At 61.7% G+C, this 13,630-nt stretch carries 16 protein-coding genes; all 16 read right to left on the bottom strand.

From position 1 onward, the window contains the following. Positions 1 to 141: formate--tetrahydrofolate ligase (locus AB1E33_RS16810; protein WP_372578439.1), on the bottom strand; the 141-nt coding region annotated here is incomplete at its 3' end. A 177-nt stretch (positions 142 to 318) separates the two neighbouring features. Continuing rightward, the gene (locus AB1E33_RS16805) at positions 319 to 894 is read right to left on the bottom strand and encodes an MOSC domain-containing protein (protein ID WP_372578430.1); all 576 of its coding nucleotides are present in this window, start codon (positions 892 to 894) and stop codon (positions 319 to 321) included. A 75-nt stretch (positions 895 to 969) separates the two neighbouring features. After that, positions 970 to 1,659 (bottom strand): hypothetical protein, encoded by a 690-nt coding sequence (locus AB1E33_RS16800; RefSeq protein ID WP_372578429.1) that lies wholly within the window; start codon positions 1,657 to 1,659, stop codon positions 970 to 972. 161 nt (positions 1,660 to 1,820) lie between these two features. Further along, on the bottom strand, positions 1,821 to 3,737 hold the full coding sequence (gene ftsH / locus AB1E33_RS16795) for an ATP-dependent zinc metalloprotease FtsH (protein ID WP_372578428.1): 1,917 nt from the start codon (positions 3,735 to 3,737) through the stop codon (positions 1,821 to 1,823). A gap of 78 nt (positions 3,738 to 3,815) precedes the next feature. Continuing rightward, positions 3,816 to 5,069, bottom strand: a complete 1,254-nt coding sequence (gene tilS, locus AB1E33_RS16790; protein ID WP_372578427.1) for a tRNA lysidine(34) synthetase TilS — start codon at positions 5,067 to 5,069, stop codon at positions 3,816 to 3,818. After that, a complete protein-coding gene (gene ybgF, locus AB1E33_RS16785) occupies positions 5,066 to 5,911 on the bottom strand; it encodes a tol-pal system protein YbgF (RefSeq protein ID WP_372578426.1) in 846 nt (281 codons plus the stop codon). Before ybgF ends, tilS begins: the two co-directional genes overlap by 4 nt. Before the next feature lie 4 nt (positions 5,912 to 5,915). Then, positions 5,916 to 6,431, bottom strand: a complete 516-nt coding sequence (gene pal / locus AB1E33_RS16780) for a peptidoglycan-associated lipoprotein Pal (RefSeq protein WP_372578425.1) — start codon at positions 6,429 to 6,431, stop codon at positions 5,916 to 5,918. A 76-nt stretch (positions 6,432 to 6,507) separates the two neighbouring features. Next, positions 6,508 to 7,827, bottom strand: coding sequence for a Tol-Pal system beta propeller repeat protein TolB (tolB, locus tag AB1E33_RS16775; protein WP_372578424.1), 1,320 nt, complete (start codon positions 7,825 to 7,827; stop codon positions 6,508 to 6,510). Then, complete coding sequence (gene tolA / locus AB1E33_RS16770) at positions 7,824 to 8,945, bottom strand: cell envelope integrity protein TolA (protein WP_372578423.1); 1,122 nt, start codon at positions 8,943 to 8,945, stop codon at positions 7,824 to 7,826. The genes tolB and tolA overlap by 4 nt, the downstream gene beginning before the upstream one ends. A 9-nt stretch (positions 8,946 to 8,954) precedes the next feature. Next, the gene (gene tolR / locus AB1E33_RS16765; RefSeq protein WP_372578422.1) at positions 8,955 to 9,437 is read right to left on the bottom strand and encodes a protein TolR; all 483 of its coding nucleotides are present in this window, start codon (positions 9,435 to 9,437) and stop codon (positions 8,955 to 8,957) included. A gap of 3 nt (positions 9,438 to 9,440) precedes the next feature. Next, positions 9,441 to 10,136: a protein TolQ gene (tolQ, locus tag AB1E33_RS16760; RefSeq protein WP_372578421.1), complete on the bottom strand. Its 696-nt coding sequence runs from the start codon at positions 10,134 to 10,136 to the stop codon at positions 9,441 to 9,443. A gap of 110 nt (positions 10,137 to 10,246) precedes the next feature. Further along, complete coding sequence (gene ybgC / locus AB1E33_RS16755; protein ID WP_372578420.1) at positions 10,247 to 10,630, bottom strand: tol-pal system-associated acyl-CoA thioesterase; 384 nt, start codon at positions 10,628 to 10,630, stop codon at positions 10,247 to 10,249. Next, a complete protein-coding gene (locus AB1E33_RS16750; protein ID WP_372578419.1) occupies positions 10,627 to 11,250 on the bottom strand; it encodes a hypothetical protein in 624 nt (207 codons plus the stop codon). The genes ybgC and AB1E33_RS16750 overlap by 4 nt, the downstream gene beginning before the upstream one ends. Positions 11,251 to 11,313: 63 nt before the next feature. Further along, positions 11,314 to 12,333 (bottom strand): Holliday junction branch migration DNA helicase RuvB, encoded by a 1,020-nt coding sequence (gene ruvB / locus AB1E33_RS16745; RefSeq protein ID WP_372578418.1) that lies wholly within the window; start codon positions 12,331 to 12,333, stop codon positions 11,314 to 11,316. A 3-nt stretch (positions 12,334 to 12,336) separates the two neighbouring features. After that, complete coding sequence (ruvA, locus tag AB1E33_RS16740) at positions 12,337 to 13,011, bottom strand: Holliday junction branch migration protein RuvA (protein ID WP_372578417.1); 675 nt, start codon at positions 13,009 to 13,011, stop codon at positions 12,337 to 12,339. Beyond that, positions 13,008 to 13,505 carry a crossover junction endodeoxyribonuclease RuvC gene (ruvC, locus tag AB1E33_RS16735; RefSeq protein ID WP_372578416.1) on the bottom strand — a complete coding sequence of 166 codons (498 nt, stop codon included), beginning with the start codon at positions 13,503 to 13,505 and terminating at the stop codon, positions 13,008 to 13,010. The genes ruvA and ruvC overlap by 4 nt, the downstream gene beginning before the upstream one ends. Positions 13,506 to 13,630: the final 125 nt, after the last annotated feature.

Genomic DNA, 13,630 nt, shown 5'->3' with positions numbered 1-13,630 from the left:
GATGAAATCCTGGCTCACCTTCGCCTTGTCATGGCCATAAGGCAGCAGATCATCGCTGGAAATTCCAAGCCTCTCGCCAATCTCCAGAATGGGTTTCTTCGTTGCCTCACGGGCAATCTCAATATCGGACTTGTAGCTCATTGACGACGATCCCTGCTAGAATGCAATGCATGCCGACGCATACGCTGACGGCCCTGCGACACTCCTAACGTTACGTCGCTTCGACAAAGATAGGAATTCCGACACTTTCTTGTCGCGAAGCGGCGTAGCTTGAAATGAGCTGTTTCAAATCGGAAACCGGGCGGGTTTTTCGGACCTTCAGGGCGCCCAGCCAAGTTGATCGGGCTGAAAATGTACCAGCCGATCCCCTAGCGCCAGACCGCCGGGTCGTTCGACCCAGGCAGTGATCCCGCGCCGATCCTGTGCGGCCGGTTTGAAACCGGCCCCGTGACCCGGCGACACGGTTTCGATCTCTTTTCCGGGCAGGATGCAGGGGCGATTCTCCATGTCCACGGTCAGCACCAGGCCCGATGGCCCCTGCAGCCGCGAGGACGGCGGGATATGGGTGAAATCGGGAATGCCACGGATCACCACATTGGCCCCCAGCAACGCCGGATCGAGCTGCGCCAGCCCCATGCCCTGCGCGATGGCGTCGATTTCTTCGTCGGACAGGATCGTCAATTGCCGGACATTGCGGATCTCGGTGCCCTCGGGATAGAGGTTGCGCACACGCGAGCAGGACGCCCGGTTGGTGCCGCCATGTCGTTCATCCGACAGCCCAGCAAAGCCGAGATTGAGGTGATCGACTGGCTGCGCCCGCAAAGAGCCGCCCGCTGCGACATGGCCCAGCCAGATCACTTCGCCCGCATAGCCACTTTCTTTCAGAACCGGCATCCCGAATCTCCGCTTTTTGTGCTAACGCGGGTTCAGTTTGAAGCCTCGTCCGGGTTTGGCAACAAAAAGCGCGCCTCAGGGGGTTGGGCCAAACTCCGTCCGGCCGCGCGCCCAGAGGCAAACAGCAAGAATAGCCAGCAGGACAAAACCCAGCTCCATCCATTCTTCGGCCATACCCAACCCTGTGTCGAGCGTATGACTCAGATCAATGCCCAGCGGCGCCAGTTTACGGCCTGCGCCGTCGACGGTCTTGGACACAATTGCCAGCGACAAAGCCCCGCCCGCCGCCAAAGCCCAGGTCGATCCCTGCCGCAGAGCGCGCAGCCAATCGCCCAGATTTTCTCGCAGCATGCGGATCACGACGCTCAGGATCAGCGCGATCACCATTAGCCCGATCAGCTTTTCGCCAAGTGGCGCGTCACCAGTATAAAGACGCGCTTTCAGGATGCCCTCACTAAGATAGGCCTTGTCCATATCCAGTTCGCGCGCAGCAAAAAGCAAAAACAACAGGATAAAATGCCAGCCGCGCCCCAGCGCAATGCCCGGCGCGACCCAGATCAGTGACAGCGCAGCATAACCCCACAACAGAGCCGAAGCCGTTTCGATCGGCCCACCTTCACTGGTCACCGATTTCAGCCCATGGGAAAGCCCGATGTCGAATGACAAGAATGCAGCGACGATCAGACCGGCAATCCAGAACGGCAGCAAGGTGCCACCGCCCCGTACGGGCTGAGAAAAGCTGCTGTGATCATTCAGTGTCGCCATAGTACGGGCGTCCTTCCGGATTGGGTGGGGGTTAGCAAAGTCGTCACAATCTAGGGACGGCCCATAAGCCGTGCAATGGCACGTTGACAAGAAGTTCACAAAGGTAACGAAAAAGCGACGCAGCACCAGCCGCGTCGCAAATTCTGCACCGGATGAATGGCTCAGGTTGTCGGTTCCGGCTCCATGCCCCCTTCGGGCGGTGTGGATTTGGGTTTGGTTTTTGGGATCGCAGTCACGCTGGGTGCGCTGCCCTGATCCGGTGTGTCGCCCTCGTCATCCTCCGAAGTGGGCGGTTCGCCCCGCATGACGCGCGCGATTTCTTCGCCGGTCAGGGTTTCATATTCCAGTAGCCCCTGCGCCAGACGCTCCCATTCCTCGCTCTTTTCGGTGAGGATCTTATAGGCGCGCTCATAGCCTTCCTGGGTCAGGCGTTTGACCTCTTCCTCGATCAGTTCCTTGGTATGGGCCGAGACCGAGAACCCGGCGGTGTTGCCGCTATAGCCCTCATGCGCTTCGGCATAATCGATATTGCCGACCTTGTCGGACATGCCCCAGCGCATCACCATCGCGCGAGACAATTGGCTGGCCTGCTGGATGTCACCGGCCGGACCATTCGAGACATTGTCCTCGCCATATTTGATGATTTCAGCGGCTTTGCCCGCCATGGTCATCGCCAGCTTCTGCTCACATTCCGATTTGTGCCAGTTCAGACGGTCGATCTCAGGTAACGACACGACCATGCCCAGCGCGCCGCCGCGCGGGATGATTGTCGCCTTGTAGACCGGGTCGCATTCCGGCAGCGCCAAGCCTACCACGGCATGTCCGGCCTCGTGATAAGCGGTCTTTTCCTTCTGATCGGCGGTCAGAACCATCGAGCGGCGCTCGGCCCCCATCATCACCTTGTCCTTGGCTTCCTCGAAATCTTCCATGGTGACGAAGCGGCGGCCAACGCGCGCCGCCATCAACGCGGCTTCGTTCACGAGGTTGGCCAGATCAGCGCCCGAAAACCCCGGAGAGCCGCGCGCGATGATGCGCAGGTCGACATCGGGACCCAGAGGCGTCTTGCGCGCGTGCACGTGCAGGATCTTCTCGCGGCCTTTGATGTCGGGATTGCTGACGGTCACGTTGCGGTCGAACCGGCCCGGACGCAGCAGCGCGGGGTCCAGAACGTCCTTGCGGTTGGTCGCCGCCAGAATGATCACACCTTCATTAGCCTCGAACCCGTCCATCTCGACCAGCAGCTGGTTGAGGGTTTGTTCGCGTTCATCGTTGCCACCACCGTAACCAGCGCCACGATGGCGTCCCACGGCGTCGATCTCGTCGATGAAAACGATGCAAGGAGCATTTTTCTTGGCCTGTTCGAACATGTCACGGACACGGCTCGCGCCGACACCCACGAACATCTCAACGAAATCCGAACCCGAAATGGTGAAGAACGGTACACCCGCCTCGCCTGCGATGGCACGGGCCAACAGCGTCTTACCTGTGCCCGGAGGGCCAACCAGCAGCGCGCCCTTGGGGATTTTGCCGCCCAAGCGCGAGAATTTCTGCGGGTTGCGCAGGAATTCCACGATCTCTTCCAATTCTTCCTTGGCCTCGTCGATGCCCGCAACATCGTCAAAGGTCACGCGGCCATGTTTCTCGGTCAGCATCTTGGCCTTGGATTTGCCAAAGCCCATCGCGCCACCTTTGCCGCCGCCCTGCATCCGATTCATGAAATAGACCCAGACCCCGATAAGCAGCAGGAAGGGCAAAAGCGTGATCAGGAACGACTGGAACGTCGATTGTTGCTGCTTTTCAGCACGAACCGGGATGTTCTTGTCGATCAGAAGCTTCGTGACCTCGGCATCGCCCGGCTTGATCGTGACGTAATCTTTGTTGTCGCTGGTCCGGTAGCGAATCTGTTCCCCATCCAGCGTCACCCGCGTCACCTCGCCGTCATCAACGGCGGAAACGAATTCGGAATAGGTCCGTTCCTGACTCTGAAGCGTGCCGCCAGAGCCGCTAAACAGGTTAAAAAGCGCAAGAATCAGCAAGAACAGTACGACCCAGAAGGCGATGTTGCGTGCGTTACCCAAGGAATGTCTCCTAAACTATCGGCCGTAAACCAAGGATCGGCCGGCTAGGCTACTAAAATAGAGATGATTGGGGCAGGTTCAATGCGATAAAAACGCGTTAAACAAAGCTTCTTCATCCAGTATCAGACTGAGTGCCCAGCCATTGTCGAGCCCCGCCAGCGGGGCCGAGACCAGACTATCACCAATCCAGACCGATGGCGAGGCGATCAGCGCCTCGTGCGGGCGACCGGTGGCGCGCCAATCGGGGCACTGCGCCAGCCCCGCCTCACCTAACGGACAGAGCACGGTTTGCGCCGTAACTGGGCCGAACACGCGCCAGCGCCCATCCCAAAGGGCGTCGGCTGGGACGGTATTGCTCTCAACAGCGCTGAACTCGCGGCAAATACGGATGCTGCCCTGCTGCACCAGAATGCGACAACCCGACAGGGTCGCGCCCATTCCAGCGGCGATCGCGCCCATTGCTTCTTCCACGGCGGCACGGCGGGGCGGGTATTCCTCTCCGCTGACCCAACAGACCGCGCCGATCAATAGGCGGCGGCGGATTTCTTCCGGCAACTCGGTAAGAACCTCGGCATCAGCAATGACATCGCCCATATCGGTTTCAAGCGCGATCTGCGCGGCGAACTGCGCATAACGCTCCAGCGCCTCGCGCGCCTGTGCCATATTGCGAGCCACATCGGTGAGCACAGTACCGGTGATGCCCAGCGGTGCCAGCGCGTCCAGCGCATGCCGCGCCTTCACCCGCTCGAAGCGGGTATCTTCGTTCGAGGGGTCGTCGACCCAATCTACATTCTGCCGCCGCAGATAGCAGCGCAGATCGTTACGGCTGACGCCCAGCAACGGTCGCAGCAGCGTAGCGCCACCCAGATCGCGCGCGGCGGGCATACCGGCCAGCCCTGACACGCCCGAGGACCGCGCCAGCCGCATAAGAACGGTTTCGGCCTGATCGTCGGCTGTGTGGCCAGTCAGCAGAACCGGAATGTCCTGCGCCCGCGTCCAGTCGGTCAACAAGCTGTAGCGCGCGCGTCGGGCCTGATCCTGCAAGTTGCCCTGCCCGTCCCAGCCCTGCCAGTTCAGGATGCTGTGCTCCACCCCAAGTGACGCCGCGAGTTTGGCAGCCTGTGTGGCCTCGGCCGCCGCCTCGGGGCGCAACCCATGATCAACGGTCACCGCCAGAACAGTGCAGCCAGATTCCGCAAGCGCGCGGCTGGCTAAATGCAGCAGGGCCACGGAATCACCACCACCCGACACCGCAACCCCGATCCGATCGGGCAGCGGTTTCGGCAGCCCTGCCAGCAGGGTCGCCAGAAGATCGTCGTTAAAATGAATCAATTGCAACCCAAAGCTGTCATTTCGCTATGGGCTGCCGATACCGCATCTGCGCCGGGAAATCGAGTCCCAACCTCGCCAAGTGTCAAACAAGCCTGACTATTTTGTCCCAGCCTGCCCAGCGCAGCGCCAAGTTGATAGAGCGCATCGGGCGCCGTGGCCCCTGAGGAGTCATTGGTGAAACTCGCCAGATAGGCGCGCGCGGCCTCCCGGGTATCGCCTAGACCATCCAGCGCGCGGCCGCGGCTCAGTTGCGCCTGCGCCGCCAGAGGGCTGCCGGGATAATTGGTGTTGAATGCTGTATAAAGCTCGGCCGCGCGGACATAGTCCTGCGCCTCGAGTGCTTTGGTTGCGGCATCGAAATCCGCCTGCTCGCCCACGGCCAGTTCAGTGCCACCGGTTCCGGGTTCCGCAGGTGCCGGGTCTGGCGTGGCAACCAGCGGAGTTGCCACGTCACCGCCCAGCGTCGGAGTGTCAGGCAAACTGGCAATGTCACATTCACTCTCCAGTTCGCAGAGCCGGAATTGCAGGTCGCCAATGCGGTTGGTGCCGTCCTTGACGATGCCATCGACCCGTTGGTTGAGCTGTTCGGTCAGGCGCGTGAGGCGCTGCAACTCGGACTCGATCGCATCGACCCGTTCCAGCACGGTGGACCCGCTGGTTTGCGCCTGCGGCGCACCAGTGGTGGAAAATTCGCGCTTGAGGCGCTGGATCTCGACATTCAGCACCGTCAGTTCCTGACGGATATCCGCCAAGGTCTGCTGATCCTGTGCCAGCGCGCCCGTGCCACCCAGGCCAGAGCCCACCAACATCGCTGCCGCAAAGGCAAATACGCCAAACCGCATCTCGTTATCCTGTCACATTGGCAACCAGAACCGTGACCGCACGCCGGTTCTTGGCATAGCAGGCTTCCTGGCTACAAATCTCGATTGGGCGCTCCTTGCCATAGCTCACCGTGGTGATCCGGTTGCCCGCAACCCCGCGCGAGATCAGGTATTCACGCGCCGCATTGGCCCGTCGCGCGCCTAGTGCAAGGTTGTATTCCCGCGTGCCCTGCTCATCTGCGTGACCCTCGATTCTGGCGGCATAGTCGGTGTTTTGCAAAAGCCAATCGGCCTGGCCCTGCAAGGTCGCCTTGGCTGTATCGGTCAACGTGGATTCGTTCACTGTGAACAAAACCCGGTCGCCAACGGCCTGTTGGAAATAGGCCGGCGAGCGCGGATCGCTGGGCGATCCTGGTTCGACGCTACCATTGGCGCCACCCGCGCCCCCGTCGCCGCCACTTGCCGCAAATGGAGAGGTATTGGTGCAGGCCGCTACGGCCAGCACGAGGCCCAACGCGGCCAGTTTGCTCGATACTTTCATTCCCTCAGCCTCACTTTGTTTTTTTGTTGTTCATCTTTTACCACAGCCGTCGCCGCATGTGAACGCGCAGGGGTCATCACTTCTGCAACGGCGACCAAGCCGGGTCGCTGGCCCCGTCCGGGGTACGCACCGGCCGCAGATTGCGGCCCGAGATATCGACGGAATAAAGCGTCGCACGCCCCTGTGCGCCCTGGGTTTCGCGGGTGAACATTATGACACGCCCGTTCGGCGCCCAGGTCGGCCCTTCGTCCAAGAACGAGGCTGTCAGCAGGCGTTCCTCGCTGCCATCGGTGCGCATGACACCGATATGAAACCGGCCCTGGCTTTGCTTGGTAAAGGCGATCAGATCGCCGCGTGGCGACCAGACCGGCGTGCCATAGCGCCCTTTGCCAGAACTGATCTTGCGCGGCTCGCCACCGGTGACGGGCATTAGATAAAGCTGCGGAGTGCCCGACCGATCGCTTTCAAAAACGATTTGGCTGCCATCGGGCGAGAAGCTGGGCGCGGTTTCGATCGAGGGCGCGTTGGTCAGCTGGCGGCTTTGGCCACTGTTGATATCCATCAGATAGAGGTCGGTATTACCGCCGCGCGCCAGCGAGTAGACCACGTTGCGACCATCCGGCGAAAAGCGCGGCGCAAAGCTCATGGTGCCCTCCTGGGTCGGCAGCACATTGCGCTGCACCGCACCCACGTCCAGCACATAAATGCGCGGCACGCCGCTTTCATAGCTGGTATAGAGTACCCGGTCGCCTGCGGGTGAAAAGCGCGGTGCCAATACGATCGAGGAACTGTCTGTCAGGTACTGAACATTCGCGCCGTCATAATCCATGATCGCCAGCCGCTTGCGACGCTCGTTCTTGGGCCCGCTTTCTGATACGAAGACCACGCGGCTGTCGAAGTAACCGCCCTCGCCGGTGATCCGGCTATAGACCTGATCGGCCACCTTATGCGCCATGCGCCGCCAGCCATCCACGGTGCCGGTAAATTGCAGCCCGTTGCCAAGCTCGGTGTCCGAGAACACATCCCAGACGCGGAACCGCACCGTGAGCGTGTTTCCCGAAACGCTTACTCCGCCGGTGACCAGCGCCTGTGCGTTGATGGCTTTCCAGTCAGCATATTGGATCGGGGCATCAAAGCTGGACACCTGGCTGATATAGGCGTTTGCGGGGATCTCGCGGAACAACCCGGTTCCAGTCAAGTCCGCTGCCACCACACGAGATAGCTGGGTGGCGTATTGCGCCGCCGCAGGCGTGTCGGGCACGAAATCCGGGGCCGCGAAGGGCAATGGCTCGATCACGCCCTCGGTGATCTCTATCCGGAGCGGTTTGTTCTGCGCCACCGCCGGAACGGCCAACAAGGCCGCCCCCAGGAATATGCTGGTCAGAAGTTTCATCATTTGATCCGCATCCTCTCGGGATTGAATGTCATCTCAATATCACGCCATTGGCTGAATTTCTCGACGGGCAGATTAAACCCCCGTGCCCCACAGCGAATGATTGCCCGCCGTGCGGCTTCAAAGGCCTGTCTGGCCGCGGCTTGCGATCCGCCGGAACTGTCCAGCATCCGGATCGAGCCATTGCTAGGCGTTCCGTCCTGGTTCATCGTCACTCCAACGGTCACGGTGATGCCCAGCGCATCGGTCGAGAGCGAGCCAACGTTCCAGCAATTGGACACCGCAACACGCAGCGCCTCTTTCTCACCGCTGGTCAGTGGCGGGCCGGTGGGCGCAGGGGCGGCGGGTTCTGGCGTTGTATCTTCGCCCCCGGACAGTGCCTCTGTCAGCGCGTCATTCACGGCCGTCTCGCGGTTGGGATCTTCCTGAGGCTCGGGTTCTGCCGGTTCCGCCACTTCAACCGGCTTGCGCAGATTATCAGGCCGAGCAGGCGGGCGTGGCGAGCGTTGCGGTGCAATATCAGCGGATTCCTCGGCTTCGGTCACGATCCGGTCGGTCGCTTCCTCCTGTGCGGTGGCTTCCTGTTCCTCGCGCGGCTCATCGGCGCCTTCTTCGGCAACGACAGGAGGCGTGTCCACCTCATCCGGCGTTGCATCCGGCGGCGGCGGGGCAACTGGCTGCGGCGCGACCCGGTCGGCGGGGCGCGAGGGCGCGACCTCACCCGGTGGGGCGGGCAGAACGGCGACCTCGGGCTCAGGCGTGTCCAGTGTGGGCGTTTCTTCGATCACTTCGGGCTCTGGGGTCTCGACAACCGCTTCGGGCACCGGTTCCGGCTCGGGTTCGGGAACCACCTCAGGCGGGGTCTGCTCCGGCTCGGGCGTTTCCGGCTCGGGCAGTGCTGCCACCTCCTCCTCCGCTTCGGGCGTCTGGGGGGTCTCGGTTTGCGTGGTGATTTCAGGCGCCTCGTTGGGGGCGGTCATGGCGGCAAATTGTTCACCGCTTATGATCGCAACCTCCTGCACCTCAAAGGGCAGCGGTTCCGAGCGGAAGGCACCCCCAAAGAGCGCCACGCCGATTAGCGCGACATGTGCCACTGCCGAGATCTTGGTGCCGGTCTGCAAACCGCTGCCTCACTCTCCGCTCTCATCCAATGTCGGCCCACCGGTATCGGTCACAAGCCCCACATTCGAAAATCCCCCAGCATTCAGCGCGCCCATTACCTGCATCACCTGCTCATAGGCGATAGACCCGTCGGCGCGCAGGAAGACCTGATCGCTGCTGCGTTCCGCCGCGATGGCGCGCAGCCGCGAGATTAGCTCGGCGCGCGGGACATCGGTGGTCTGGATCTGCACCGCGCCCTCGGCGGTGATGGTAACGGTCAGCGGCTCCTCACTGTCGGAGGGCAACGCGCTGGCCGCGGTTTTGGGCAATTCTACCGGCACACCAACAGTCAGCAACGGCGCAGCCACCATGAAAATGATCAGCAGCACCAGCATCACGTCGACAAAAGGCGTGACGTTGATCTCGGACATCGGCTGCGCACGTCCGCCGCGACGGCGCCCGCGACGACGACCATTGCCGCCCCCACCACTCTGCTGGACCGACGCACCCATGGCTCAGCTATCCAACTGGCGCGACAGGATGGTGGCGAACTCGTCGGCAAACGCCTCATAGCCGCCAACGATCCGGTCACTATCCGCGCTCAGCTTATTGTAGAAGATCACCGCCGGGATCGCGGCCAGCAGGCCCAGACCGGTGGCCAGCAGCGCCTCGGCAATGCCGGGTGCCACAACGGCGAGGTTGGTGTTCTGCTGCTCGGCGATCTCGATAAAGGCGTTCATGATGCCCCAGACCGTGCCGAACAGGCCGATGAACGGTGCGGTGGAACCGACCGTTGCCAGGATCGACAGGCCCTTTTGCAACCCTTCGGCCTCTTTTGCGATGGCCACATCCATCGATCGGTCGATCCGCGCCTGCGCGCCGGCGATCATCCCGCCATCGTTGCGATGTGATCGTCGCCATTCGATCATGCCGGCGGCAAATATCTTTTCCGAACTGCCATCGGGCTGCGGTCCGATCTTTTCGAACAGCCCGTCCAACGGTTCGCCCGACCAGAAGGACCGGTCGAACGTGCCCGCCTCGCGGCGCGCCGTGCGATAGGTGATGAGTTTCTGAAAGATGATCGACCACGACCAGAACGAGGCCACGATCAGCATCAGCATGACAAGTTTGACGGTAAAAGTGGCACGGGCAAAAAGCCCCCACAGTGAGAAATCAATCTCCTGCGCCAGAACCAGCGTTTCTGTTTCCATGAACCTGCTCTTTTTTGCCTGCGTGCCGGTTTTTTTCGGCCTTTGTTTCGCAGAACGCTATCGCAGATCGGGGCTGATTGCCAACAGAACCAGCCCAATGCGCAGTATTGTTACAACAATGCGCGAATCTCTGCCGGAAGGCGGACGGGTTTTCCATCATCATTCATGCAGACGGCGGTGACCGTGGCGCGGAAAACCTCGGTATCGCCGCGCCTGACCCGTTGCGACATGGTCAGCCGCACGCCCGAAAGATTGCTCATCTCGGTTTCGACGATCAACTCGTCGTCGAAACGGGCGGCGGCCAGATACTCGGCTTCGATCTTGCGCACGACCCAGACAATGCCTGCATCACGCATGGCGTTCTGGTCATTGCCCAGATTGCGCACCCAGTCCGAGCGCGCGCGCTCTATATAGCGCAGGTAATTGGCGTGATAGACGATCCCGCCCATGTCGGTGTCTTCGTAATAGACGCGGATCGGGAAAGTATGGGTCACTGTGGCGGCTCCATCCGGGCAAAGAGCCTCAGCGCATGCGCGGCATCCTGCGCCGATCCCGGCAGGACCGGATCATAAGCGGCACGGATCAGGTTGGCGATTTCAGGCCGCAGGATGGTGGTGTCTGCGGCGACGGCCAGAGGCGATTGCCTGCGGAAGGCCGTGTCGGACCAGAGCAAGATCGTCTGCACCACCTGACTGAGTGCCAATGTCTCGGCAGGCACTTTCGACAACTCCGTATCCATGCGCAGAAAGACAAAGGCTGCACGGATCGCGCCATCCTCTTCGAACCGGAAAACCCGATACTGGTTGGCATCGGCGCCTTTCAGGCGACTAACCAACGGCTCCAGATCGGGGATCAGCCGGTCCAGATCGGGCACCTCGAGCAATTCGGCCCAGTCGCGGAAGAAAAAGACCATGCAATTGGCGCCAAGCTCGGGGTCGGTTTCGGCCATCTTGTGCCCGGCCAGCGTCACCACGGCCTCGAACGCACCTTTGACCACCGACAGCGTCTGATCTTCGACCCCAAAGACAATCGGTACGATGGGCCTCCCCCAGCGGGCAAAGGCAAACTCACCACCGCTGCGGGTAAATAGCGCTTCGATCTCGTCAGGTGTCACACCCGGCCCCTTCTGATTGCGGAACAGTTGCCGCCGGAGGAATAGAATTTCCCACCCGCGGCTTCAACCAAAGAGATCGCTTTGCCGCTTGGGCATCGGCAGGCCCAGATGTGTCCAGGCTTTCTGCGCCAGCATCCGTCCGCGCGGCGTGCGCTGGATCAGGCCCTGTTGCAGCAGGTAAGGCTCGATCACCTCTTCCAGCGAATCCCGACTCTCGCTGAGCGCCGCCGACAGGGTCTCAATACCAACAGGCCCACCCGCGTAGTTGTCGGCAATCAGCTTGAGATAGCGCCGGTCGGCCCCGTCGAGGCCCAGATTGTCGACGCCGAGCCGGGTCAGCGAACTATCGGCCAGATCGAGCGTAATGTGCCCGTCGCCTTCGACCACCGCGAAATCGACCACCCGGCGCAGCAGGCGGCCCGCAATCCGGGGCGTGCCGCGAGAACGCCGCGCGATCTCGCGCGCGCCTGCGTCATCGGCGGGTGCGCCCAGCTTGCGAGCGTTGCGAGTGACGATCTCGTGCAGTTCATCGACGGTGTAGAATTGCAGCCGCGTGGGGATGCCGAACCGGTCGCGTAACGGCGTGGTCAGAAGCCCCATGCGCGTTGTGGCCCCCACCAGGGTAAAGGGCTGCAACTCAATCCGCACGGTACGCGCGGCGGGGCCCTCACCGATCACCAAATCGAGCTCGAAATCTTCCATCGCGGGATAGAGCACCTCTTCCACTGCCGGGTTCAGGCGGTGGATCTCATCGATGAAAAGCACATCGCGCGCTTCGAGATTGGTGAGGATCGCTGCCAGATCACCGGCCTTGGCAAGAACCGGCCCCGAGGTCATGCGGAAACTGACGCCCAACTCGCGTGCCATGATCTGCGCCAGCGTGGTTTTGCCCAGGCCGGGCGGGCCGTGAAACAGCGTGTGATCCATCGCTTCGCCGCGCTGTCGGGCCGACTGGATGAAGACCCGCAGATTGGCCCGCGCCTCGGCCTGACCGATGAACTCGTTCAGGCCCTGCGGGCGCAGGGCGCGATCATTGTCTTCGGGCAAGGGCTCTGGGCGTATGGTGGGGTCGGCGTCGATCATCACCTAGCCTTTCGGTGCCAGAAGCTGCAGCGCCGCCCGGATCAGGTCTGACGTTTCAGCCTCGGGGCTAGAGCCCGCCGCTTCGGCCACTGCTGCTGCCGCGTCGCCCGGACCATAGCCCAGATTGGCCAGCGCCGAGAGCGCGTCAGCCTGCGCCGTTGCATTGCGCTTGGGCGGTTTTGCCCCCGCGGGCTTGAGCGCGGGCTCCGCGGGTTCAACCACCTCCAGCGCCGGACCGTCCGTGGCCTCGGCAATGGTACCGCCCATCGCCATGACACCCGGTGCCTTGTCCTTCAAATCCAGCACCACACGCTGCGCGGTTTTGGGGCCAACGCCTTTGGCCGCCTTGACCGAGGCCCAGTCGCCCAGCGCAATCGCCCGGCTGACACCATCGGGACCCAGCGTGCCCAGAATGGCCAATGAGACCTTGGCCCCGATACCCTGCACCGAACACAGCAGCCGGTGCCATTCCTTTTCCACCAGCGACATGAATCCATAAAGCTGCATCAGATCTTCGCGCACGACCATATCGGTATAGAGCGAGACCGCCTCACCCACACCCGGCAGCGCGGCCAGTGTACGATCGGAGCAATAGACGATATAGCCGACGCCGCGCACGTCGATCAGAATGTGATCGGGCGCGCGGTAATCCAGCCGTCCGGTGAGCTTGCCGATCATGTCCCCACCTCACGCAGTTGCAACGCGGGCCTGCCGCCGTAATGGGCATGACACATGGCGATGGCCAGCGCGTCCGCGGCATCCGGCCCGGCAGGTTCGCATCCCGGCAATTGCAGCTTGACCATATAAAGGACCTGCTCCTTTTCGGCATGCCCTGCACCCACCACCGTCTTTTTCACCCGGTTTGGCGCATATTCCCCGATAGACAGTCCTGCCTGCGCCAGCGACAGCAGCGCAACACCACGCGCCTGGCCCAGTTTCAGCGTGCCGGCGCCGTCCTTGTTCACGAAGGTCTGCTCGATCGCGGCATGATCGGGCGCATAAAGCGAGATCACGTCGACCAGCTGTTCATGCAGCGACAAAAGCCGCGCGCCCAGATCTTCACCCGAGGATTTGCATACGCCGTTTGCGATATGGCCCAACCGGCTGCCATGCGATTCGATGACGCCCCATCCCATGGTTCTCAACCCCGGATCAATGCCCAGTATGCGCATGTTTTGTCCCGGCCCGCCCTGCTCTTATGACTTTTTTGACGCAGTAGCACGAAACGCGAACATTTTCCAAGCGAATTGCTCTGGCACCTAAAAACGACAGCACCTGTTCCAGCCACGACACAGGG

Origin of the sequence: Ruegeria hyattellae, from assembly GCF_041537925.1 — a bacterium.
Taxonomy (GTDB): domain Bacteria; phylum Pseudomonadota; class Alphaproteobacteria; order Rhodobacterales; family Rhodobacteraceae; genus Ruegeria_C.
The sequence above is the reverse complement of the archived record's forward strand: the minus strand, read 5'-3'. Positions and strand labels throughout refer to the sequence as shown.

Coding starts and splice junctions, on each gene's coding strand:
- AB1E33_RS16805 (WP_372578430.1), bottom strand. CDS start 894: ATGCCGGTTCTGAAAGAAAGTGGCTATGCGGGCGAAGTGATCTGGCTG.
- AB1E33_RS16800 (WP_372578429.1), bottom strand. CDS start 1,659: ATGGCGACACTGAATGATCACAGCAGCTTTTCTCAGCCCGTACGGGGC.
- ybgF (WP_372578426.1), bottom strand. CDS start 5,911: ATGCGGTTTGGCGTATTTGCCTTTGCGGCAGCGATGTTGGTGGGCTCT.
- pal (WP_372578425.1), bottom strand. CDS start 6,431: ATGAAAGTATCGAGCAAACTGGCCGCGTTGGGCCTCGTGCTGGCCGTA.
- tolB (WP_372578424.1), bottom strand. CDS start 7,827: ATGATGAAACTTCTGACCAGCATATTCCTGGGGGCGGCCTTGTTGGCC.
- tolR (WP_372578422.1), bottom strand. CDS start 9,437: ATGGGTGCGTCGGTCCAGCAGAGTGGTGGGGGCGGCAATGGTCGTCGT.
- tolQ (WP_372578421.1), bottom strand. CDS start 10,136: ATGGAAACAGAAACGCTGGTTCTGGCGCAGGAGATTGATTTCTCACTG.
- ruvB (WP_372578418.1), bottom strand. CDS start 12,333: ATGATCGACGCCGACCCCACCATACGCCCAGAGCCCTTGCCCGAAGAC.
- ruvA (WP_372578417.1), bottom strand. CDS start 13,011: ATGATCGGCAAGCTCACCGGACGGCTGGATTACCGCGCGCCCGATCAC.
- ruvC (WP_372578416.1), bottom strand. CDS start 13,505: ATGCGCATACTGGGCATTGATCCGGGGTTGAGAACCATGGGATGGGGC.